Consider the following 21,357-nt stretch of genomic DNA (forward strand, 5'->3'; position numbering starts at 1 on the left):
AGGAGGGCGGCGCGAACTCGTCCGTCACGCGGAGTTGCCATGCCACTACCCGGCCGGGATGATCGGGTGAGTCGTCGTCAGGAGGAGGCAGCATGGGGCGTTTCTCTCGGAGGACCTTCGGCGCGGCGGCGGTCGGAGTGCTCTCCGGCTCGCTGCTGACCGGCCCGGGGGCGGGTACGGCGTCGGCCGGGGAGTCGGGAGGCCGGTACCGGCGGCGTCCGCAGTTGCGCGGGGTGTGGGTGGCCACCGTCGCCAACATCGACTGGCCGACCAGGCCCGGGCTCGCCGCGGCCGAGCAGCGAAGACAACTGCTGGCGCATCTGGACACGGCGGTCGAGCGCCGCCTCAACACGGTGTTCCTACAGGTGCGGCCCACCGCGGACGCCCTGTGGCCCTCGCCGTACGAGCCCTGGGCGCAGTACCTCACCGGCACCCAGGGCGAGGACCCCGGCTGGGACCCGCTCGGCTTCGCCGTGTGCGAGGCGCACCGGCGCGGCCTGGAGCTGCACGCCTGGTTCAACCCCTACCGGGTGGCCAACCACGCCGACCCCGCGCGGCTGGCCGACTCCCACCCCGCGCGCCGCCGCCCGGAGTGGGTGGTGCCCTACGGCGGCAAGCTCTACTACAACCCCGGGCTGCCCGAGGTGCGCGCCTTCGTCCAGGACGCGATGTTCGACGCGGTGGAACGCTACGACATCGACGGCGTGCACTGGGACGACTACTTCTACCCGTACCCGGTGGCGGGAGAGGTCTTCGACGACGACGAGGCCTACGAGCGGTACGGCGGCGCCTTCGCCGACCGGGCCGGCTGGCGGCGCGACAACATCGACCGGCTGGTGCAGGAGACCGCGCTGCGGTTGAGGCGGACCAAGCCGCGTGTGCGCTTCGGGATCAGCCCCTTCGCCGTGTGGCGCAACGCGGGCACCGACCCGGAGGGCTCCGACACCCGCGCGGGCGTGGAGACCTACGACGACCTGTACGCGGACACCCGCAAGTGGGTGCGCGAGCGCTGGGTCGACTACATCGTGCCGCAGGTGTACTGGAACATCGGCTTCGCCGCCGCCGACTACGCGAAGCTGGTGCCCTGGTGGGCCGACACGGTGCGGGACACCGGCGTCGAACTCCACATCGGCGAGGCGCTGTACAAGGCGGGCGACCCGGCCCAGGGGCCGGCCTGGCACGACCCGGCCGAACTCTCCCGCCACCTGACGCTCTGCCGCCGCCACCCCGAGGTCCGCGGCAACGTCTACTTCTCGGCGAAGCACGTCGCCGCGGACCCGATCGGGGCGATGAGCCGGGTGGTGGAGGACCACTACGACCGCCCGGTGCGGGTGCCCCGCTAGCCGGCCTCCCGCGGCGGTCCTCCAGTCCCTTCCGCCCGGCGCGCGGCCCCGGCGTCAGCGGCGCCGGGGCTCGCCGTGCTCCAGCAGGGGCTCGCCGTGGCGCCGCACCACGGAGTCGGGCCCCGGCGACATCACGGTCTCGTGTCCGTCCTCGAAGCGGACCCGGTACGGCGGCTCGCCGTTCGCCCCCAGTACCTCGATGATCTCCGCGACCCTCTCGTGCTGCCCCACGAACCTGCCGTGGACCAGCAGCAGGTCGCCCGCGTTCGCCTGCATCGGCGGTCTCCTGTCCGTATAGAGAAGAAAATCCTGTTGATCCCGATTCTAGAGGCGGAGGGCGGCCGGGCGCCTGTGAGCGCGGGAGCGGGGAGGCGGAGGGGAGCGGAGGGAAACGCGGGAAGCGGGGGGAAGTGGGGAAGGAGCAAAACCGGTCGACGGCCCGCACGCCGGCTGCCAGGCTCTCCCGCCATGAGCACCCCGTACGAGATCTCCACCGACCCCGCCCGCCTCGACGCCGCACTCGTCCACCACTGGCTGTCCACCGACGCCTACTGGGCGCTCGGCCGCGGCCGCGAGAAGCAGGACCGGGCCATCGAGGGCTCGCTCAACCTCGGAGCGTACGACGGGGGCAGCGGCGAGCAGCTCGGCTATGCGCGCGTGGTCACCGACCGGGCCACCTTCGCCTGGCTGTGCGACGTCTACGTCGCTCCCGCCGCCCGCGGCCGGGGCCTGGGGAAGGCGCTGGTGGGAGCCGCGCTCGCGGAGCTTGAGCCGTACGGGTTGAAACGGGTGCTGCTGGCCACCGAGGACGCGCACGGCCTCTACGAGGGGCTCGGCTTCCGGTCGCCGGTGGGCCCTGGGCACTTGATGGCGATGATCCCCGAGTGATCCGGGCATACGTCCGAAAACAGTCCGTGCCCGACCGTCGAACAATCCGGTTCACGGTTCTACCATCCGGTAATGCATCTGCGGATCACGCTGCTCGCCGCCGCCCGCAGCTCATCCCTGCTGGACGTGCGCTTCGAGGACGACCGCCCTCTGGACGCCGCCGGATGGCGGGAGGCCGAGCGGGCCGTCCCGGCGTACGGGCATCTGGCGGGCGCCGAGCTGCGCTACTGCTCGCCGACCATGCGCTGCCGTGAGACCGGGGACGTCCTGGGGATGCGGCCGCTGGCCCAGCCCGCGCTGCGCGAGTGCGACATGGGCCGGTGGCGCGGGCACACCCTCAGGGAGGTCGCCGCGGTCGAGCCGCGGGCCGTGGACGCCTGGCTCGCCGACCCCCATGCCACCCCGCACGGAGGCGAGTCGCTGTTCTCCTTCATCCTGCGGGTGGGCGACTGGCTGGACACCCGGCCGGGCGGCGAGGGCGACACCCTGATCGCCGCGGTCGTCGAGCCGACGGTGCTGCGCGCGGCCGCGGTGTACGCGCTGAAGGCGCCGCCGCACACCTACTGGCGTGTGGACGTCCGGCCGCTGTCGTCGGTCACCCTGGCCGGGTGGGCGGGGGACTGGACGCTGGCCATGGACCACTGACGCGCGGCGGGGGCGGCGTTCCCGCCACCCCCGCCGCGCGTCGCGGACCTCGCCGCGCCTGTTCCGGTGAGCCCTACAGCTCGCGCTCGGCGTAGGCGCTCATGGCGTCCCGGACGAAGGCCGCCGTGCCCTCGTCGTACTGGGCGTAGGTGGCGGTGAAGCGGGGGTCGTCGACGTACATCTGCCCGAGCCCGGCGAACTGCTCCGCGCTCGGCCGCCTGCCCTGCCAGCCGTCGGAGACCCACTCGTAGTGCCGCCGGGAGATCGCGAGCACCTCTTCGCTGTCCGGTGCGAGACCGGCCCGGTGGGCGCGGGCGTAGTCGGTGGCGATGTCGATCTGGCGCTGCTGGAAGGACTTCTTGCCCTCTTCCGTCAGCGAGTTCCACCAGCGGTCGCCACGCTCGAAGGCGTCGCGGCCCCAGCGTTCGATCACCTCGTCCTTGTACCTGGTGTGGTCGAAACCGTCGAGAGCCTCCTCAGGCATCAGGGGCTCGCCTCCTTTCATCCTGGTCAACGTCTTCCGCACCGACTCGATCTGCCGGCCCAGGCGCTCCCGCTCCCGCTCGAGCAGCTCCAGATGGGTGTGCAGCGCGGCGGCCGCGTCCCGCTGCCCGTCGAGTGCTTCGGAGATGGCGGCCAGCCCCAGGCCGAGCTCGCGCAGCAGCAGGATCCGCTGGAGCCGCACCAGCGCGTGCTCGTCGTAGTAGCGGATTCCGCCGTACCCGACCCGGCTGGGACGCAGCAGTCCCACGGCGTCGTAGTGGCGCAGGGTGCGGCTGGTGGTCCCGGCCGAGCGGGCGATCTCCTGAATGGGCCATTCCATCGCCCGCGGCCTCCGAGTCCTCGGTGATCTGGTCGGTGCCGACGACGCTAGGGGTTTACGCGGCGTCAACCGCAAGCCCGGCGCCCGGGCGCGCCCCGGGAGGCCGTGGGGGCGCGGTGGAGGGCACCTCGGAGACGCTACGACCTGCGGCGGGGCCCGCCGCGCCTGCCGCCCCCGGAGCCCTTCGAGCCACCGGAGCCCTTGGTGCTGCCGGAGCCGCGCCGGGGAGTGCGGCCGGTCTGCCCGCCTCCCGGGGACTTCCGCCGCACGCCGTCCCCGTCCGAGCGCCTCGGCTTCGGCTTGTCCCGCTTGTCCGGCTTGCCGGGCCCGGACTCCTCGGCGGCGGAGCGCCGGCCCCGGGTGCTGTTGACGGTCCGCCCCCGGACGATCCCGATGAAGTCCTCCACGGGGTCGGTGGTCCGGTCCTCCCGCCACGACAGTGCGACACGCGACTGGGGGGTGCCCGTGACCGGCCGGTAGGTGAGGTCCCTGCGGTGGTGCAGACGGGCGAGCGACTGCGGCACGACGAGCAGCCCCACCCCCGCCGCCACCAGCTCGATCGCGTCCGCCGTCGTGGCGGGGCGCTCGAAGGCGGGCCGCCCCGGCGGGAGCTCCCAGTCCAGGGTGTCGTCGAGGGGATGCAGCACGATCTCGTCGGCCAGCTCCCCGGCGGACACCTCCTCGGCCGCCGTCACGAGGTGGCCCTTGGGGACCACGACCACCGTGGTCTCGGTGTAGAGGGGGATCGCGCTGAGATCCGTCCGGTCGGTGGGCAGCCGCAGGAAACCCGCGTCCGCGCCGCCGTCGCGCAGCACGCCGGACGCCTCGGCGGCGGGCACCTGGACGAGGTCGAGCGGGATGCCGGGCAGGCGCTCGTTCCAGATGCGCACCCACTTGGTGGGCGTCACTCCCGGGACGTACGCGAGCCGGAACGAGGGGGATGCTTCCGAGCCGTTCACCGAGCCAGGCTACCGGGCGGCCGGGGAGCCGGGTGGCGTGAGGAGTCGTGGGCGCTCGATACCCTGGACCCCATGAAGTCGCAGCAGACCGCCCAGACGATGAAGCCCGCCACCGCGGCGAAGAAGCTGGGTGTGTACCTCGAGGCCGCCCCCGCCGAGTTCCGGGAGGGCGTCGTCTCGCGCGCGGAACTGAACGCGCTGCAGACCGACCCGCCCGAGTGGCTGCGGGAGCTGCGGCGCAACGGACCGCACCCCCGTCCGGTGGTCGCGGCGAAGCTGGGCGTCTCCAACTCGGGGCTCGCGCGCGGCGGGATCACCGAGCCCCTGACCACCGAGCAGATCGAGGCGCTGAAGGCGGAGAACCCCGAGTGGCTGCGGAAGGAGCGTGCCACCCAGGCCGAGGTCCGCAAGGAGGCGGCGCGACTGAAGGAGCGGAAGGCCGGGCAGGACGACCAGCCCCGCCCGCCCCGCTCCTGACCCCGACCGCCGCCCTCGCGGCGCCCGTGTGACGCCGCGCTCCCAGTCGGCAGCCGCGGTCACAGTCCTGTCCGGCCCGCCGACCGGTCCTCCCGACCGGTCGGCGGGCCGGACGTCTTCCGGAACCCGATCCATCCCCGTGGCCCCCGGCGCCGCCATGCGCATTCATTGCATAAAACTGCTGAAGTGCGTATAGTCATGCTGTCGATGAGGAGGATTCCATGGCGGTGCGAGCGGCAGTGGCGGGAGCGAGCGGCTACGCGGGAGGCGAGATCCTGCGCCTGCTGACCGGGCACCCCGAGGTCGAGATCGGGGCGCTGACGGGCAACTCCAACGCCGGGCAGCGCCTGGGCGCGCTCCAGCCGCACCTGCCGCCGCTGGCCGACCGTGTACTGGAGGTCACCACGGTGGAGGCGCTGACCGGCCACGACGTCGTCTTCCTCGCCCTGCCGCACGGCCAGTCCGCGGCCGTCGCCGAGCAGCTCGGCGACGAGGCGCTGGTCATCGACTGCGGAGCCGACTTCCGGCTGAGGGATCCAGGGGACTGGGAGCGCTTCTACGGCACGCCGCACGCCGGCACCTGGCCGTACGGTCTCCCCGAACTGCCGGGGGCACGCGACGCGCTGACGGGGTCCCGGCGCGTCGCGGTCCCCGGCTGCTATCCGACGGCCGTGACGCTCGCGCTCTTCCCGGCGTTCGGGGCCCGTCTGGTCGAGCCCGACGTGGTGGTGGTCGCGGCCACCGGCACCTCGGGCGCGGGCAAGGTGCCCAAGCCCCACCTGCTGGGCAGCGAGGTGATGGGCTCGATGAGCCCCTACGGCGTCGGCGGTGTCCACCGGCACACCCCCGAGATGGCCCAGAACCTCTCGGCCGTCGCGGACGAGCCGGTCACCGTCTCCTTCACCCCGACCCTCGCCCCGATGTCCCGGGGCATCCTGGCCACCTGCACCGCCAGGGCCCGGTCCGGCCTGACCGCCGGCCGGCTGCGCGAGACGTACGACAAGGCGCTGGCCGCCGAGCCGTTCGTCCACCTGCTGCCCGAGGGCCAGTGGCCGTCCACCGCCGCCGTGTACGGCTCCAACAGCGCGCTGGTGCAGGTCGCGCACGACGAGGCGGCGGACCGTGTGATCGTCGTCAGCGCCATCGACAACCTCACCAAGGGCACCGCGGGCGGCGCGGTGCAGAGCATGAACATCGCCCTCGGCCTCCCCGAGGAGACCGGCCTGCCCGCCACCGGGGTCGCCCCGTGAGCAGGGGACAGCAATTCCCGGCCGTGGCCGGAGGGGCACGCGCGGCTGCCGGTCCGCTGTTGACGACGATGCCCGTGTTGTGCCGTGCGGGCGGAGAAGGGAGCGGAGAGACACCGTGAGCGACGCACGCGCGGCTGCCGGTCCGCTGTTGACGACGATGCCCGTGTTGTGCCGTGCGGGCGGAGAAGGGAGCGGAGAGACACCGTGAGCGACGCACGCGCGGCTGCCGGTCCGCTGTTGACGACGATGCCCGTGTTGTGCCGTGCGGGCGGAGAAGAGAACGGAGAGACACCGTGAGTGTGACCGCTGCGAAGGGATTCACGGCGGCGGGGATCGCCGCGGGGATCAAGGAGAACGGCAACCCCGACCTGGCTCTGGTCGTCAACACCGGGCCGCGCCTGGCCGCCGCCGGTGTGTTCACCTCCAACCGGGTCAAGGCCGCGCCCGTGCTCTGGTCCGAGCAGGTCCTCAGGGGCGGGCAGGTGTCCGCGGTCGTCCTCAACTCCGGCGGCGCCAATGCCTGCACCGGCCCGCTCGGCTTCCAGGACACCCACGCCACCGCCGAGAAGGCCGCCGGGGTGCTCGGTCACAGCGCCGGCGAGGTAGCCGTCTGCTCCACCGGCCTGATCGGCGTCCGGCTGCCGATGGACCGGCTGCTGCCGGGCATCGAGGAAGCCGCCGAGGCGCTCTCCCCGCACGGCGGCGACAGGGCCGCCATCGCCATCAAGACCACCGACACCGTGCACAAGACCGCCGTCGCCGAGGGCGCCGGCTGGGTCGTGGGCGGCATGGCCAAGGGCGCGGGCATGCTCGCCCCCGGGCTGGCGACCATGCTGGTGGTCCTCACCACCGACGCCGACGTGGACACCCCGGGGCTGGATGCCGCGCTGCGCGAGGCCACCCGCACCACCTTCGACCGGGTCGACTCCGACGGCTGCATGTCCACCAACGACACCGTGCTGCTGCTGGCCTCCGGAGCCTCGGGGGCCGCCCCGGAGGCGAAGGAGTTCGCCGAGGCCGTGCGGTCAGTCTGCGACGACCTGGCGCAGCAGCTGGTCCGGGACGCCGAGGGGGCCTCCAAGGACATCCGGATCGAGGTGGTGAACGCGGCGAGCGAGGACGACGCCGTCGAGGTGGGCCGCTCCATCGCCCGCAACAACCTGCTCAAGTGCGCCGTCCACGGTGAGGATCCCAACTGGGGCCGGGTGCTCTCGGCCATCGGCACCACCTCCGCCGCCTTCGAGCCCGACCGGCTCAACGTCGCCATCAACGGCGTGTGGGTCTGCCGCAACGGATCGGTGGGCGAGGACCGCGAACTGGTTGACATGCGCTACCGCGAGGTCCGCATCACCGCCGACCTGGCGGCGGGCGACGAGTCCGCCGTCATCTGGACCAACGACCTCACCGCCGACTACGTCCACGAGAACAGCGCTTATTCCTCATGAGCACACGTAGGCACACAGCCCTGCCCAAGGCCCAGACCCTCATCGAGGCGCTGCCCTGGCTCACCCGCCACCACGGGAAGACCGTGGTCGTCAAGTTCGGCGGCAACGCCATGGTGGACGAGGAGCTGAAGGCCGCGTTCGCCCAGGACGTGGTCTTCCTGCGGCACGCGGGCCTCAAGCCCGTCGTCGTCCACGGCGGCGGGCCGCAGATCAGCGCCCACCTGGACAGGCTCGGCCTGGTCAGCGAGTTCAAGGCCGGACTGCGGGTCACCACCGACGAGGCGATGGACGTCGTGCGGATGGTGCTGGCCGGCCAGGTGCAGCGCGAACTGGTCGGCCTGCTCAACCGGCACGGCCCGCTCGCCGTCGGCATGACGGGCGAGGACGCGCACACCCTGACCGCCACCAAGCGCTACGCGCACATCGACGGCGAGAAGGTGGACATCGGCCGCGTCGGCGAGATCACCGAGGTCGACGCTGGTGCCGTCCAGGCCCTGCTGGGCGACGGCCGTATCCCGGTGATCTCCTCCATCGCCCGCAGCGCCGACGACGGGCACGTCTACAACATCAACGCCGACACCGCCGCCGCGGCCGTCGCCGCCGCGCTCGGCGCCGAGACGCTGATGGTCCTCACCGACGTCGAGGGCCTCTACGAGGACTGGCCGAACAGCGACGACGTGATCAGCCGGCTGACCGCGAGTGAGCTGGAGAGGCTGCTGCCGGACCTGGCCAGCGGCATGGTGCCCAAGATGGAGGGCTGCCTGTACGCCGTGCGCAACGGAGTCAACACCGCCCGGGTCATCGACGGGCGCGTCCAGCACTCCATCCTGCTGGAGATCTTCACCGACGAGGGGATCGGAACCATGGTCGTGCCGGACGGCGCCGCGCCGGAGAAGGAGAAGCGGGCATGAACGACACCACCACCGACACCGCCGCGCCCGGCAACGCCGGTCTCACCCGGCGCTGGCAGGGCGCGCTGATGGACAACTACGGCACACCCCGGACCCCGATCACCCACGGGGAGGGCGCCCGGCTGTGGGACGCCGACGGCAGGGAGTACCTGGACTTCGTCGGCGGCATCGCGGTCAACTCGCTCGGCACCGCCCACCCGGCGGTCGTCCGCGCGGTCTCCGGGCAGATCGCCACCCTCGGCCACGTCTCCAACCTCTTCGTCGCCGAACCCCCGGTCGCCCTGGCCGAACGGCTGCTCCAGCTCTTCGACCGACCGGGACGCGTCTACTTCTCCAACTCCGGGGCGGAGGCCGTCGAGGCGGCGTTCAAGATCGGCCGCCGGACCGGCCGGACACACATGGTCGCCACCGAGGGCGGCTTCCACGGCCGCACCATGGGTGCCCTCGCGCTGACCGGCCAGCCCGCCAAACGCGACCCCTTCCTGCCGCTGCCCGGCGAGGTCACCCACGTCCCCTACGGCGACGCCGACGCGCTGCGGGCTGCGGTCACCGGGGAGACCGCCCTGGTGATCGTCGAACCGATCCAGGGAGAGAACGGCGTCGTCGTCCCGCCCGAGGGCTACCTGGCAGCCGCCCGCGAGATCACCGCAGCCACCGGCGCCCTGCTGGTGCTCGACGAGGTCCAGACGGGCATCGGCCGCACCGGCCATTGGTTCGCCTGCCAGGCGCAGGGGGTGCGGCCCGACGTCGTCACCCTCGCCAAGGGGCTGGGAGCCGGACTGCCCATCGGCGCCACGGTCGCCTTCGGCGAGGCCGCCGGGCTGCTGGGGCCCGGCCACCACGGCTCCACCTTCGGCGGCAACCCGGTCTCCTGCGCGGCGGCGCTCGCGGTCCTGGACACCATCGCCTCCGAGGGCCTCCTCGACCACGTCAAGCGGATCGGCAGCCGGTTGCGCGACGACGTCCGGGCTCTGGGACACCCGCTGGTCGACCAGGTCCGCGGCGCCGGGCTGCTGCTCGGTATCGTACTGACCGAACCCGTCGCACCCCAGGTGCAGCAGGCTGCCCAGGACGCGGGCTTCCTGGTGAACGCGTGTGCTCCGGACGTCGTCCGGCTGGCCCCGCCGCTGATCATCGGCGAAGCCGAGGCGGACGCGCTGGTCCGGTCCCTCCCCGCCGTCCTCGACGCCGTCGGCGGGACCCGACGAGCCGGAGACTGACAAGACGATGACCGAGGCGCAGGCGCAGGGCGGCAATCACGGCGGCCCGGCCGTACCCCACACGCGTACGGCCCGGCACCGCCGGATCGTGGAGATCCTGAACCGCGAGCCGGTCCGGTCCCAGAGCCAGCTCGCCAAGCTGCTCGCCGACGACGGGCTGAGCGTCACCCAGGCGACGCTCAGCCGGGACCTGGACGAGCTGGGCGCGGTGAAGATCCGCAACACCGGGGGTGAACTGATCTACGCCGTCCCCGGCGAGGGCGGCGACCGCACACCCCGGGCTCCGCTGGGGGAGTCCGCGAGCGAGGCGAGGATGGCGCGGCTGGCGGGCGAACTGCTGATCTCCGCCGAGGCGTCGGCCAATCTGGTGGTGCTGCGCACCCCGCCCGGCGCCGCCCAGTTCCTCGCCTCGGCCATCGACCAGGCGGAGCTGCACGACATCATCGGCACCATCGCCGGCGACGACACCCTGCTGCTGATCAGCCGCCACCCCACCGGCGGGCAGGCCCTGGCCGACCATCTGCTGCGGCTGGCGCAGAAGAACTCCCACCAGGGCAACGGCACCTGAGGTCCGGTTTCCGGCCGGGGTCCGGGCCGCGCCGGACGCGCGCCGTCAGCCGCCTGCGCCGTTCCCGGCGGCTGCCTGCCACTCGTGTGCCAGCAGGGCCCAGACCTGGAGGTCGTGACGGCGGCCGCCCATGGAGAACACGCTGCGCAGGGTACCCTCGTGCGTCATGCCCAGCCGCTGGGCCACCGCGATGCTGGGGCCGTTGTCGGGGGAGACCAGCCACTCAATCCGCGCCAGGCCGCGCACCCCGACCGCCCAGTCGACCATGCGCCGGGCGGCGGTCGTGACCAGCCCGCGCCCCTGGGCCCCGGGCGCCAGCCAGGCGCCCAGCTCGCAGGAGCCCTCGGAGGCGCTGAACAGCCGGAAGAGCATGCCGCCCACCAGTTCGCCGTCCTGCCGGATGCCGTAGATCCGGCCCTCGTCGGCGGCCTGCTTGTCGGCGTACCGCTGGAGGAAGGCCCGGGCCGAGGCGGTGTCGGTGACGGTGTGCGCCCACGGCAGCCAGGGCGCCAGATGGCCGCGCACCCGGTCGGTGTACGCGGCCAGCTCCGCCGCCTGCCACGGTTCCAGGGGGCACAGCTCCGCGCCGTCGCCGAGAGGGGCACTGAACATGGGGACTCCTCGGAAGGTCGCTCGCGGGTGTCGGTAGGGGCGTGTGGTCGCGGTGGTCCCGCCGCCTCCGGTGACCGCCATGATCGGGTCCGCCGTCACGCCGGCGGCGCCCGCCGCGCGGAACCAGCCGGTGAACGGCGGCCGGCCGCCGCTGTCCGCCGGCTCAGAGCGGTTTCTTGTGGAAGAGGGTCGTGGACCGGAGCACGCCCTCGGTGTCGGCGGCGTAGCCGGGGATCGTGCCGGCCTCGGCCCAGCCGGCCGAGCGGTACAGGCGCTCGGCCGGGCTGCCGGTCTGGGTGTCCAGCACCAGCAGGCAGATCCCCGCGCCGGCGGCCTCCCGTTCGGCCGTCGCCAGCAGCCGCCGGCCCAGTCCCCGGCCCCGGGCGTCCCGGTGCACGATCAGCTTGGCGACCTCCGCGCGGTGGCGGCCGTTGGGCGTGCCGCAGAACCTGAGCTGCACGGTTCCCAGGACCCGGCCGCCGCTCCGAGCGGCCCACACCGCCGTCCGGCCGTCGGCGACCTCGGGCGCCAGACCTTCCCACCAGGACTCTGCCTCGGCGGGGTCGAGCGGGGCGAGGAAGCCGATCGAGGAGCCGCCCTCGACGGCGTCGCGGAGCAGGGCGGCCAGGTCCCGGGCCGCGGCGAGGAGTCCGGCGTGGGACAGACGGGTGATCGCCTGCGCGGTGCTGTTGACGCGTTCGGTTCGCACGACCGGATGGAACCCCTTACCGGGGCCTGGCCGCAAGGCCGTTTCGCCAGGCGGTCGGGCGGTCGGGCGGGGCGGGCGGCAAGGGGCCCGGGGTACGGGTGCGCCGGGTGCGCGGGAAGGCGGCGGACGGGCGCCGGTGAACCGGACAGGCCAGATGGCGTCCCACCGGATCCGCGGACGGTGCCCGGTGAGCGCCCCGGAGCCGCTCGGCCCGCTCCCCGGCCCGCTGGTCGGCACCGGCCGGCTCGCGTCTCGGCTGGGCCGGCCGGGGCCGGTCGTCCTCGACGCCTCGGTGGGCGCACACCGCGGCGCCGCGCGGCGGATACCGGGGGCGCGGGTCTTCGACATCGACGGAGCGCTGTCCGACCACTCCTCCCCGCCACCCCACACGATGCCCGGGGCGGACCGGTTCACCGAGGAGATGCGCTCCCTCGGCGTGGACGACGCCGACACCTGCCTGGGCCTGCGGGGACTGCGCACCCTGGGCGTCCGGCCGGACCGGCACCGGCACCAGGCCCTGGAACTGGCACGCCGGCCGCGGGAGCAGGGCGGGGTGCGCGGTGCGGTCTACCCGGCGCTGCCCGGCGACCCCGGCCACGAGTTGTGGCGCCGGGACCCCTCGGCCGCTCGGGCCTGTTCGGGCCCGAGCGGGCCCGGTTCGGGGGCCCGCCGTGGAGGCGATGCCGGGACGGCTGCGGCTGTTCGGATCCGGCCACCGCCACGGCGCTTACGCGAGCCCGATCGTGCCGGCCGACCCGGCCGACCTGCGGGGCCCGGCCTCCGGGGCGGCCCGCCCCCGGAGGCCGGGCCCCGCCGCAACCCCGCCGACCCGCCGTTCCGCGGCGAGGCGGGCGGCGCTTTGACGAACCATGCGGAGGAGTGCATACTTATACTAGTTACCGCATGCATCCTAAGGAGTCCCCCGTGACCGAGCGCGTCGTACTCGCCTACTCCGGCGGCCTGGACACCTCCGTCTGCATCGGCTGGATCGCCGAGGAGACGGGCGCCGAGGTCATCGCCGTCGCCGTCGACGTCGGCCAGGGCGGAGAGGACCTGGACGTCATCCGCAAGCGCGCGCTCGCCTGCGGCGCCGTCGAGGCGGAGGTCGCCGACGCCAAGGACGAGTTCGCCCAGGAGTACTGCCTCCCCGCGATCAAGGCGAACGCGCTCTACATGGACCGCTACCCGCTGGTCTCCGCCCTCTCCCGGCCGGCCATCGTCAAGCACCTGGTGGCCGCCGCCAGGAAGCACGGCGCCACCACCGTCGCCCACGGCTGCACCGGCAAGGGCAACGACCAGGTGCGGTTCGAGGCGGGCATCTCCTCCCTCGCCCCCGAGCTGAGGTGCATCGCGCCGGTACGGGACTACGCCATGACGCGTGACAGGGCGATCGCCTTCGCCGAGGACAAGGGCCTGCCGATCGCCACCACCAAGAAGTCGCCCTACTCCATCGACCAGAACGTCTTCGGGCGGGCGGTGGAGACCGGCTTCCTGGAGGACATCTGGAACGCGCCGACCGAGGACGTCTACGACTACACCCGGAATCCGGCCGCCCCGCGCGAGGCCGACGAGGTGGTCATCACCTTCGACAAGGGCGTCCCCGTGGCCCTCGACGGCAGGCCCGTCACCGTCCTGCAGGCCGTCCAGCAGCTCAACGAGCGGGCCGGGGCCCAGGGTGTGGGCCGGATCGACATGGTCGAGGACCGTCTGGTGGGCATCAAGTCCCGCGAGGTCTACGAGGCGCCGGGCGCCATCGCGCTGATCACCGCCCATCAGGAGCTGGAGAACGTCACCGTCGAGCGCGAACTGGCCCGCTACAAGCGGCAGGTCGAGCAGCGGTGGAGCGAGCTGGTCTACGACGGCCTGTGGTTCTCCCCGCTCAAGCGGGCCCTGGACGGCTTCGTCGAGGAGGCCAACGAGCATGTGTCCGGCGACATCCGGATGACCCTGCACGGCGGCCGGGCCACCGTCACCGGCCGACGCTCCCAGAAGTCGCTGTACGACTTCAACCTGGCCACCTACGACACCGGCGACACCTTCGACCAGTCGATGTCCAGGGGGTTCATCGAGATCTTCGGCATGAGCAGCAAGATCGCCGCCGAGCGGGACCTCGCGCAGTAACCTGCCCCCGCGGCAGCCGCACACCGCGCACCGCCCGTCTCCTCCGCCCCGTGGTGGGAGAGGCGGGCGCCTTTCCGTCCCGGCCGGGGCCGGCACGGCCCGCCGACATCCGATACCGCCCGATACCGACCGGCACGCCCAGTACGACCGGTAAGCGCACGAGGAGCACCGATGACCAACGCCCCCCAGACCCCGCCCCCCGCCGCAGGCGGTGACGTACGGCTGTGGGGCGGCCGGTTCGCCGACGGACCGGCCGAGGCGCTGGCCGCCCTCTCGGCCTCCGTCCACTTCGACTGGCGGCTGGCCCCCTACGACATCGCCGGGTCGCGCGCCCACGCCCGGGTGCTGCACGGAGCCGGGCTGCTGACCGCCGACGAGCTGGAGAAGATGCTCGCCGGCCTCGACCGGCTGGCCGCCGATGTCGCCGACGGCACCTTCACCGGAACCGTCGCCGACGAGGACGTGCACACCGCCCTGGAGCGCGGTCTGCTGGAGCGCCTCGGCCCCGAGCTGGGCGGCAAGCTGCGCGCCGGGCGCTCCCGCAACGACCAGGTCGCCACGCTGTTCCGGATGTACCTGCGCGACCACGCCCGGATCGTCGGCGGTCTGCTCGCCGACCTGAACGAGGCCCTGGTGTCCCTGGCCGAGGCGCACCCGGACGTGGCGATGCCCGGCCGCACCCACCTCCAGCACGCCCAGCCGGTCCTCTTCGCCCACCACGTCCTCGCCCACGTCCAGGCGCTGTCCCGGGACGCCGAACGGCTGCGGCAGTGGGACGCGCGCACCGCCGTCTCGCCCTACGGGTCGGGGGCGCTGGCCGGTTCCTCGCTCGGCCTGGACCCCCGCGCCGTCGCAGCCGACCTCGGCTTCGAGCACGGCTCGGCCGCCAACTCCATCGACGGCACCGCCTCGCGCGACTTCGTCGCCGAGTTCGCCTTCATCACCGCGATGATCGGCGTGGACCTCTCCCGGATCGCGGAGGAGGTGATCATCTGGAACACCAAGGAGTTCTCCTTCGTCACCCTCCACGACGCCTTCTCCACCGGCTCGTCGATCATGCCGCAGAAGAAGAACCCGGACATCGCCGAGCTGGCGCGCGGCAAGTCCGGCCGGCTCATCGGCAACCTCACCGGGCTGCTGGCCACCCTCAAGGCGCTGCCGCTGGCGTACAACCGCGACCTGCAGGAGGACAAGGAGCCGGTCTTCGACTCCTGCGACCAGCTGGAGATCCTCCTCCCGGCGTTCACCGGCATGATGGCCACCCTCACCGTCAACCGCGAGCGGATGGCCGAGCTGGCCCCGGCCGGCTTCTCCCTGGCCACCGATGTCGCCGAGTGGCTGGTGAAGCGGGGCGTGCCGTTCCGGGACGCGCACGAGATCGCGGGGGAGTGCGTCAAGGTCTGCGAGGCCGCCGGGGTCGAGCTGGACGGGCTGACCGACGACCAGTTCGCGCGGATCTCGCCGCACCTCACCCCCGAGGTCCGCACCGTGCTGAGCGTCTCCGGTGCCCTGGCCTCCCGCGACGGGCGGGGCGGCACCGCGCCGTCCGCCGTCGCCGCCCAGCTCGCCGAGGTCAGGGAGGACCTGGCCCGGCAGCGGGAGTGGGCCGGGGAGGCCCGCCCGGGCGCCGTGGTCTGACCACCCGGCAGGGGGCTGTCAGGGACCGGTGAGGAACTCCACCTCGCCGGTCTCCTCGCGGCAGTGGGCTCCGACCACCTCCAGTTCGCCCCGCCGCAGCAGCGGCAGCAGGACCGGGTCGTCGCGCAGGTGTGCGACGACCCGGTCCGTCTGTGCCCGGACGGTGTTCTCCACCGCGTCGCCCGGCACCCCCGAGCCGTCCCGGCAGGCCGCCGCCAACCGGGCGGCGGCCACGGCCAGATGGGCCGGCGGCCGGGTGCCGGCCGTACGCGACTCAAGCGCCGCTGCCACCGCCCCGCAGCGCTCGTGACCGAGGACGACCACCAGCGGCACGCCCAGCTCCACCGGCCCGTACTCGACGCTGCCCTCGACCATCGCGTCCAGGGCGTGCGCGGCGGTGCGGATCACCAGCAGTGCGCCGGGCTCCTGGCCGAACAGCGTCTCCGGCGGCACCGGGCAGTCCACACAGGCCAGAACGGCGGCGACGGGGCGCCGGGCGGCGGAGCACCCGCCGTCTCCCCTCCTCGCGCCCCTCCCGGGCCGGCGGCCGTTCCCCTCGCGCAGCAGCCGCAGCGCGTCGGCGGGGGCGAGCCGCCGCTCACCGGTGCCGGTGCCCTCCGCCTCCGCGCCCTTTGTGCCGCCCGGCCGGATGTTCCGCGGAGCGCCGCCGGGCAGGCAGGCGGCTCCGCGCAGTGTCCAGCGGTGGTTCATCGGCGAGCGCGGCACGTGTTCCTCCAGGTCTGTCGGTGTCCTGGGGAAGCATGGACAGCTCCGGGCCGGGGCATGCCGCCGGAAGGAGTGAACCCGGGTGCGCCGTAGGGGACACGGTCACCCGCGGGAGTGAGTGTCTGTCCGGACATCCGTTCGCGGTGCCGTGGACCGCGGCGCTCGCCGGCGCCGGTGGCGACGAGGAGGAGGGACGCGGAAGGTGCGGGAGTCCGGGAGGACCGGCAGGCCGGACTGGCTCTTCGGTACGGGCGCGACATCCGTGGACAAGGGCCTGGCCCACGCCGTGGCGGCAGCCGGGTGCGCGGTCCTCGCGGTGTACGGCCGGGACGAGGGCTGGGCCTGGTGGCAGTGGGTACTGGGCCTGCTGCTCGTGTGGGATCTGGCGGGGGGTGTGGTGGCCAACGGGCTGGACACGGCCAAGCGCTTCTACCACTCGCCGCCGCCTTCGGGGACGGGGGCGGCGGGGCGCTTCCTGCACCATCCGGTGGGCTTCACCGCCGCGCACGTCCAGCCGGTCGCCGCCGGCCTCGCCTTCGACGGCGGGCCCTGGCGGTGGGGCCCCCTGTGGTACTTCTGGGCGCTGACCGGCTCCGTGCTGGTGGCCCGGGTCCGCGAACCCCTCCGGCTCCCGGTGGCGTTGGGGGCCGTCGGTCTGGGGGCCATGGTCGCGCCGCTGGTCACCGCACCCGGTGGAATGGCCTGGCTGCCCGTGGTGCTGCTGCTCAAACTGGTCCTCGCGCACGGTGTTCCGGAAGGAGCCGCCGCCGCGCCGGCCGGACCACGCGGGCGCCCGCCCCGGTGAGCCGTCCGCCGGCGGAGAACGACGGGTCCGGTACCGCCGCGGGCGGTACCGGACCCCGGGGGCCGGACGGCGCTTCAGGCTGCCTTGGCCTTGGTGGCGTACACGTCCACGTACTCCTGGCCGGACAGGCGCATCACATGGCTCATCACCTCGTCGGTCACGGCCCGCAGCACATAGCGGTCGCGGTCCATGCCGTCGTAGCGCGAGAAGTCCAGCGGCCCGCCGAAGCGGACGGTGATCCGGCGGCCCGGTCCGATCCGGGGCAGTCCGCTGCCGCCCGGCTGCACACGATCGGTGCCGATCATCGCGAACGGGACGACCGGCGCGCCGGTCATCAGCGTCAGCCTGGCGATGCCGGTGCGGCCCCGGTACAGGCGGCCGTCGGGGGAGCGGGTGCCCTCCGGGTAGATGCCGAAGACATTGCCCTCCTCCAGTACCCGGCGGCCGGTCATCAGTGCCGCGACGCCGCCGCGGCCGCCGTCGCGGTCCACCGGGATCATGCCGACGCCGGTGAAGAACCACGCCATCAGACGGCCCTTGAGGCTCTTTCCGGTGACGTACTCGTCCTTGCCGATGAAGAAGACCTGCCGGTCGACGACGAGCGGGAGGATCATCGAGTCGATGAAGGTCAGGTGGTTGCCGGCCAGGATCACCGGGCCGCTGCCGGGGATCCGCCCCGCTCCCTCGACCTGCGGACGGAACAGCACGCGCAGGAGCGGGCCGAGCAGCGCCTTGATGAGCAGGAAACGGGACAACGTGCCCTCCGGTCGTGGTGGTCAGCGCGCGCACCCGCGCAGGTCGGTACGGTACTCGCCGGTCGCCGGCGGGTGCGCGCCGGGTTCGTCCCACGGATACCCCGTGATGGCGTGATTTGTCAGCTGTTCACGCCTCGTTTCGCGCGCGGCCTCCCGTGTCGAAGTGACGCACACCTACCATGCGCGGGTTCCGTTGCTTGTCGGGTGCGGGACGGTCACAGGCGTGTGAAGGCGAGAGGAGTGCCCATGGGGCAGGCGCGGAGGCCGGACCGCGGAACCGTGCTGGGCACGGCGGTGCTGGGCGCGGGCGCGGCGGTGCCGGGACCGGCCGCAGCCGCGGCGGCGGCCGGCGGCGGTCGGGGGAGAGGCGCGGACCGGGGACGCACGGCCCTGCAGGGTGGCGCGTTCGCGGCCCGCGCGACCGTTGCGTCCCCCGTGCCACCACGGCAGCCGTGACGCGGGAGGGGGCTCCCACCGACCCGCCGTCCTCACCGTGCCGCTCTCCCACCGGTACCCCGTCTGCCGGCAAGCGGCCGGCGAGTTGGGAATCTCACAGGGCGGTCTCGGGCCGATTCGTTCCCGTTGCATCGATTGCCTGCGCAGAATGCTCACGGCGGAGGTTGCACCCCCCGAACCAGGGGGAAGGTGCGGTGAACCACCGGCGTCATCAGGGCAGACAGTTCGGGCGTGCGACCCTCGTTCAACATGTGCGCCCGGACGCGACGAGACATGGGAGACGTGCGCACATGGGAACGAGCGTGACCATCTCGGCGGCGACGGACGAAGACGTCGAGCAGATCCTCAAACTGCAGTACCTGTGCTACCAGTCCGAGGCCGCGCTCTACGGCGACTACGGCATCGAGCCGCTCACCCAGACCCTCGACGACCTCCGCGCCGAACTGGCCCGCGGCTGCGTGCTCGTGGCCCGGCTCGGCGAGGAGGTCGTCGGCTCGGTACGCGGCCGTGTCGAGGACGGCGGCACGGCCGTGATCGGCAAGCTGATCGTCCACCCCCGCATGCAGCGACACGGGCTCGGCAGGAGGCTGCTGTCCGCGGTCGAGGAGCGGCTGTCGCGGGAGCGGTCCGCCAGGCGCTACCGGCTGTCCACCGGACACCGCAGCGAGGGCAACATCCGCCTCTACCGCAGGCTCGGCTACACCCCGGTGGCCACCGACCGGGTCTCCCCCCGGCTGAGCATGGTGACACTGGAGAAGGCGCCGGAGCCCTCGCCGGCGGGCGGGGACGTCTCCCGGACGTACGCCGCCAGCGCCTGACCGCGCCCCGTACGCATCCCGCACGCGCACGGGGCGCCCCGCCGGGGATCCCCGCCGGGGCGCCCCGTGCGCGTGGCCGGGGCCGGTCAGGCCGCTTCGGCCCCGGCGGGCGAGCGGCGCAGCCACAGCAGGCCGATCACCGGCAGGACCAGCGGAAGCAGCAGATATCCCAGGCCGTAGTCCGACCAGACGGTCGCGTCGGGGAAGGCCGACGGATCCAGCACCGTCCAGGTGCCGACCGTCAGCACCCCGGCCAGCTCGGCGGAGCAGCACACCAGCGCCACCCGGCGGGCGCCCCTGCCGCCGCGGACCAGGGCGACGGTGATCACCACGTACACCACCGCGGCCACCGCCGAGAGGACGTACGCCAGCGGCGCCTCGTCGAAGCGGGTGGAGAGCTGGTAGACCGAGCGGGAGGTCGCGCCGATCGCGAAGACCGCGTACAGCGTGACCAGCGGCCGGCCCGGTCCGCGGTTCAGCCCCGACGAGGCCGGGGGCCCCGAGGGCTCAGCCATGCCCGCCTCCCCACACGTCGTACAGCCGCACCTGGAGCACGGCCATCACCACCGCGCCCGCGGCGACCGTCGCCGAGCCCCAGCGGGTGCGCTCGGCCAGCGACACGAAGCCGACCGCCGGCACGCAGGCCGCCACGCCCAGCAGGTAGGAGACGAAGACCACCGTGCCGCCGTCGGGCTTCTCGCCGCGCGCGAGCTGCACGACGCCGACGACCAGCTGCACCAGGGCGAGTACGGTCACCACGGCCATGCCTGCGAAGTGCCAGTCCTTGGTCGGCTGGTCCCGGTAGGCCGCGAAGCCGCACCAGGCGGCCAGGGCGAGCGCGGCCACGGCGACCGCGACCGTCAGCGGGGTGAGCATGTCGGCACTGTATTCGAGTCCGTCATCGCGGACGAAACGACCCCTCCCGAAGCCGCTCCCGAAGCCGCTCCGAAGCTTTTCCGGATCCCTGCCGACCGTGGCCTCGACCACAGGCCGGGCCGCTGCCCTGGTGGCCCGAGAACAGCTTCCGTGCAGGTGGCAACGGGTGCGACGGCTCTTTCCGCAGCCGGACGGACCGGTCGTCGCGCACCTCGGCTGTCCAGCATCCGGACAAAGGCATCCGTTTTTGCGCGTAGCGGCCAGAGGTCTGCTTTGCATGCTCCGCATGACCGCGACGAGCTGCCTCATCCGTGCGACCGGGGCGACCACGACGCACGGTGCTCGCCGCATGTGTCGAATGTGGGACCGCTGAGGGCCCCGCCTGAGCCGCCTCGCGCCCCGAAGCGAGACCTGAGCCTCCCGGCAGTCCGCCGGGAGGGTGCCGGATGTGCTCGGCCCCGCGCTCGCCCGCCGTCCGTCCGCCCCGGGCGTGATACCGGACCGCGGGTTCCCACCCCTTCCTTCGTCAGGGGCCTCCCGTGCCCGGCGCCGCCTCCCCGACGCCGCACGCCGACGTCCTCGGCTTCGTCAGGGACAATCTGGCCGAGAAGGCCGGACTGAAGCTGGAGATCAGGGAGTTCACCGACTACGTCCTCCCCAGCACCGCCACCGGGAACGGCGAGGCCGACGCCAACCACTTCCGGCACAAGCCCCACCTGGACGACGTCGACGCCGAGCAGGGCACTCGCCTGGTGCCCGTGACGGGCGTCCACCTGGAGCCGCTGGACCTGTACTCCTCCACTCCGGAGAAGGCCTCCGAACTCGGCACCGGCGACACCGTCGCGGTGCCCAACGACACCACCGGCGAGGGCCGCGCCCTCAAGCTCCTGGACGACCACGGCCTGATCGAACCGAAGGAAGGCGCCGGGCAGGACGCCACCCTGGCCGACATCACCGACGACAGGGGCCTGGAGTTCAAGGAGCTGGAGGCGGCCGCGCTGCCCCGCTCCCTCGACGACGTGGACGCCGCCGTCATCGACGGCAACTACGCCATCGAGGCCGGCCCGGAGCCCGCCGGGGACGCTCTGGCCCTGGAGGAGGCCGAGGGCAACCCCTACGTCAACCTCCGCGTCGTCAAGGAGGGCGCCGAGGACGACCCGCGGGTGGGGAAGCCGGCCGACCTGCCGGCCTCCGAGGAGGTCGCCGACTTCATCGGGGAGGAGTACCGGGGCTCGGTGGTGGCCGCCTCCGGCGCCTCCTGACACCGGTACGGCGGTGAGCCGGGCCCCGGCGGTGCCCGGCTCACCGCCGG

General features: G+C 73.4%; 24 protein-coding genes. 15 read left to right on the forward strand and 9 right to left on the reverse strand.

Going from position 1 to position 21,357, the window contains the following annotated elements; all coding sequences use genetic code 11:
• The first annotated feature begins 92 nt into the window (after positions 1 to 92).
• Positions 93 to 1,343 carry a glycoside hydrolase family 10-like protein gene (locus tag ACGRHY_RS22620; RefSeq protein ID WP_394637142.1) on the forward strand — a complete coding sequence of 417 codons (1,251 nt, stop codon included), beginning with the start codon at positions 93 to 95 and terminating at the stop codon, positions 1,341 to 1,343.
• Between the two features lie 54 nt (positions 1,344 to 1,397).
• Here the strand turns inward: ACGRHY_RS22620 and ACGRHY_RS22625 are convergent, their stop codons facing one another.
• Positions 1,398 to 1,619 carry a DUF1918 domain-containing protein gene (locus ACGRHY_RS22625; RefSeq protein WP_394637143.1) on the reverse strand — a complete coding sequence of 74 codons (222 nt, stop codon included), beginning with the start codon at positions 1,617 to 1,619 and terminating at the stop codon, positions 1,398 to 1,400.
• A 192-nt stretch (positions 1,620 to 1,811) separates the two neighbouring features.
• Between ACGRHY_RS22625 and ACGRHY_RS22630 the strand changes: the two genes are divergently transcribed.
• A complete protein-coding gene (locus ACGRHY_RS22630; protein WP_394637144.1) occupies positions 1,812 to 2,231 on the forward strand; it encodes a GNAT family N-acetyltransferase in 420 nt (139 codons plus the stop codon).
• Positions 2,232 to 2,303: 72 nt separating this feature from the next.
• Complete coding sequence (locus tag ACGRHY_RS22635) at positions 2,304 to 2,876, forward strand: histidine phosphatase family protein (protein WP_394637145.1); 573 nt, start codon at positions 2,304 to 2,306, stop codon at positions 2,874 to 2,876.
• A 73-nt stretch (positions 2,877 to 2,949) separates the two neighbouring features.
• Here ACGRHY_RS22635 and ACGRHY_RS22640 read toward each other — a convergent pair whose 3' ends face one another.
• Positions 2,950 to 3,699 (reverse strand): MerR family transcriptional regulator, encoded by a 750-nt coding sequence (locus ACGRHY_RS22640; RefSeq protein ID WP_394637146.1) that lies wholly within the window; start codon positions 3,697 to 3,699, stop codon positions 2,950 to 2,952.
• Between the two features lie 137 nt (positions 3,700 to 3,836).
• The gene (locus ACGRHY_RS22645; protein ID WP_394637147.1) at positions 3,837 to 4,658 is read right to left on the reverse strand and encodes a LysR family transcriptional regulator substrate-binding protein; all 822 of its coding nucleotides are present in this window, start codon (positions 4,656 to 4,658) and stop codon (positions 3,837 to 3,839) included.
• 72 nt (positions 4,659 to 4,730) lie between these two features.
• Between ACGRHY_RS22645 and ACGRHY_RS22650 the strand changes: the two genes are divergently transcribed.
• The 6 genes from ACGRHY_RS22650 to ACGRHY_RS22675 all read left to right on the forward strand — a co-directional run bounded on the left by ACGRHY_RS22650 (position 4,731) and on the right by ACGRHY_RS22675 (position 10,529).
• Positions 4,731 to 5,135 (forward strand): DUF5997 family protein, encoded by a 405-nt coding sequence (locus ACGRHY_RS22650; RefSeq protein WP_394637148.1) that lies wholly within the window; start codon positions 4,731 to 4,733, stop codon positions 5,133 to 5,135.
• Between the two features lie 221 nt (positions 5,136 to 5,356).
• Entirely contained in the window at positions 5,357 to 6,385 is a 1,029-nt protein-coding gene (gene argC / locus ACGRHY_RS22655; RefSeq protein WP_394637149.1) for an N-acetyl-gamma-glutamyl-phosphate reductase, read from the forward strand.
• 293 nt (positions 6,386 to 6,678) lie between these two features.
• Positions 6,679 to 7,830, forward strand: a complete 1,152-nt coding sequence (argJ, locus tag ACGRHY_RS22660) for a bifunctional glutamate N-acetyltransferase/amino-acid acetyltransferase ArgJ (RefSeq protein ID WP_394637150.1) — start codon at positions 6,679 to 6,681, stop codon at positions 7,828 to 7,830.
• Positions 7,827 to 8,741, forward strand: a complete 915-nt coding sequence (gene argB / locus ACGRHY_RS22665; RefSeq protein ID WP_394637151.1) for an acetylglutamate kinase — start codon at positions 7,827 to 7,829, stop codon at positions 8,739 to 8,741. Before argJ ends, argB begins: the two co-directional genes overlap by 4 nt.
• Positions 8,738 to 9,961: an acetylornithine transaminase gene (locus tag ACGRHY_RS22670; RefSeq protein WP_394637152.1), complete on the forward strand. Its 1,224-nt coding sequence runs from the start codon at positions 8,738 to 8,740 to the stop codon at positions 9,959 to 9,961. Before argB ends, ACGRHY_RS22670 begins: the two co-directional genes overlap by 4 nt.
• A 7-nt stretch (positions 9,962 to 9,968) precedes the next feature.
• On the forward strand, positions 9,969 to 10,529 hold the full coding sequence (locus ACGRHY_RS22675) for an arginine repressor (RefSeq protein WP_394637153.1): 561 nt from the start codon (positions 9,969 to 9,971) through the stop codon (positions 10,527 to 10,529).
• 45 nt (positions 10,530 to 10,574) lie between these two features.
• Here ACGRHY_RS22675 and ACGRHY_RS22680 read toward each other — a convergent pair whose 3' ends face one another.
• Both ACGRHY_RS22680 and ACGRHY_RS22685 read right to left on the reverse strand, forming a co-directional pair.
• Positions 10,575 to 11,141, reverse strand: coding sequence for a GNAT family N-acetyltransferase (locus ACGRHY_RS22680; protein ID WP_394637154.1), 567 nt, complete (start codon positions 11,139 to 11,141; stop codon positions 10,575 to 10,577).
• 163 nt (positions 11,142 to 11,304) lie between these two features.
• On the reverse strand, positions 11,305 to 11,814 hold the full coding sequence (locus tag ACGRHY_RS22685) for a GNAT family N-acetyltransferase (protein WP_394638166.1): 510 nt from the start codon (positions 11,812 to 11,814) through the stop codon (positions 11,305 to 11,307).
• A 457-nt stretch (positions 11,815 to 12,271) separates the two neighbouring features.
• On the opposite strand from ACGRHY_RS22685, the gene ACGRHY_RS22690 reads away from it, so the two are divergent.
• The 3 genes from ACGRHY_RS22690 to argH all read left to right on the forward strand — a co-directional run bounded on the left by ACGRHY_RS22690 (position 12,272) and on the right by argH (position 15,609).
• Entirely contained in the window at positions 12,272 to 12,778 is a 507-nt protein-coding gene (locus tag ACGRHY_RS22690) for a PLP-dependent transferase (protein ID WP_394638167.1), read from the forward strand.
• On the forward strand, positions 12,775 to 13,971 hold the full coding sequence (locus tag ACGRHY_RS22695) for an argininosuccinate synthase (RefSeq protein ID WP_394637155.1): 1,197 nt from the start codon (positions 12,775 to 12,777) through the stop codon (positions 13,969 to 13,971). Before ACGRHY_RS22690 ends, ACGRHY_RS22695 begins: the two co-directional genes overlap by 4 nt.
• 171 nt (positions 13,972 to 14,142) lie before the next feature.
• On the forward strand, positions 14,143 to 15,609 hold the full coding sequence (gene argH, locus ACGRHY_RS22700) for an argininosuccinate lyase (protein WP_394637156.1): 1,467 nt from the start codon (positions 14,143 to 14,145) through the stop codon (positions 15,607 to 15,609).
• Positions 15,610 to 15,627: 18 nt separating this feature from the next.
• Here argH and ACGRHY_RS22705 read toward each other — a convergent pair whose 3' ends face one another.
• A complete protein-coding gene (locus tag ACGRHY_RS22705; protein ID WP_394637157.1) occupies positions 15,628 to 16,335 on the reverse strand; it encodes a carbonic anhydrase in 708 nt (235 codons plus the stop codon).
• Between the two features lie 202 nt (positions 16,336 to 16,537).
• Here ACGRHY_RS22705 and ACGRHY_RS22710 point away from each other — a divergent pair, with 202 nt between their 5' ends.
• Positions 16,538 to 17,140: a hypothetical protein gene (locus ACGRHY_RS22710; protein ID WP_394637158.1), complete on the forward strand. Its 603-nt coding sequence runs from the start codon at positions 16,538 to 16,540 to the stop codon at positions 17,138 to 17,140.
• Between the two features lie 74 nt (positions 17,141 to 17,214).
• Here ACGRHY_RS22710 and ACGRHY_RS22715 read toward each other — a convergent pair whose 3' ends face one another.
• Entirely contained in the window at positions 17,215 to 17,895 is a 681-nt protein-coding gene (locus tag ACGRHY_RS22715) for a lysophospholipid acyltransferase family protein (RefSeq protein WP_394637159.1), read from the reverse strand.
• A 746-nt stretch (positions 17,896 to 18,641) separates the two neighbouring features.
• On the opposite strand from ACGRHY_RS22715, the gene ACGRHY_RS22720 reads away from it, so the two are divergent.
• Positions 18,642 to 19,169, forward strand: a complete 528-nt coding sequence (locus ACGRHY_RS22720) for a GNAT family N-acetyltransferase (RefSeq protein WP_394637160.1) — start codon at positions 18,642 to 18,644, stop codon at positions 19,167 to 19,169.
• A gap of 86 nt (positions 19,170 to 19,255) precedes the next feature.
• Here the strand turns inward: ACGRHY_RS22720 and ACGRHY_RS22725 are convergent, their stop codons facing one another.
• On the reverse strand, positions 19,256 to 19,684 hold the full coding sequence (locus tag ACGRHY_RS22725; RefSeq protein ID WP_394637161.1) for a hypothetical protein: 429 nt from the start codon (positions 19,682 to 19,684) through the stop codon (positions 19,256 to 19,258).
• Positions 19,677 to 20,045: a hypothetical protein gene (locus ACGRHY_RS22730; RefSeq protein WP_394637162.1), complete on the reverse strand. Its 369-nt coding sequence runs from the start codon at positions 20,043 to 20,045 to the stop codon at positions 19,677 to 19,679. The genes ACGRHY_RS22725 and ACGRHY_RS22730 overlap by 8 nt, the downstream gene beginning before the upstream one ends.
• 539 nt (positions 20,046 to 20,584) lie before the next feature.
• Here ACGRHY_RS22730 and ACGRHY_RS22735 point away from each other — a divergent pair.
• On the forward strand, positions 20,585 to 21,307 hold the full coding sequence (locus ACGRHY_RS22735; protein WP_394637163.1) for a MetQ/NlpA family ABC transporter substrate-binding protein: 723 nt from the start codon (positions 20,585 to 20,587) through the stop codon (positions 21,305 to 21,307).
• Positions 21,308 to 21,357 lie beyond the last annotated feature (50 nt).

Origin of the sequence: Streptomyces shinuiensis (genome assembly GCF_043660855.1) — a bacterium.
Taxonomy (GTDB): domain Bacteria; phylum Actinomycetota; class Actinomycetes; order Streptomycetales; family Streptomycetaceae; genus Streptomyces.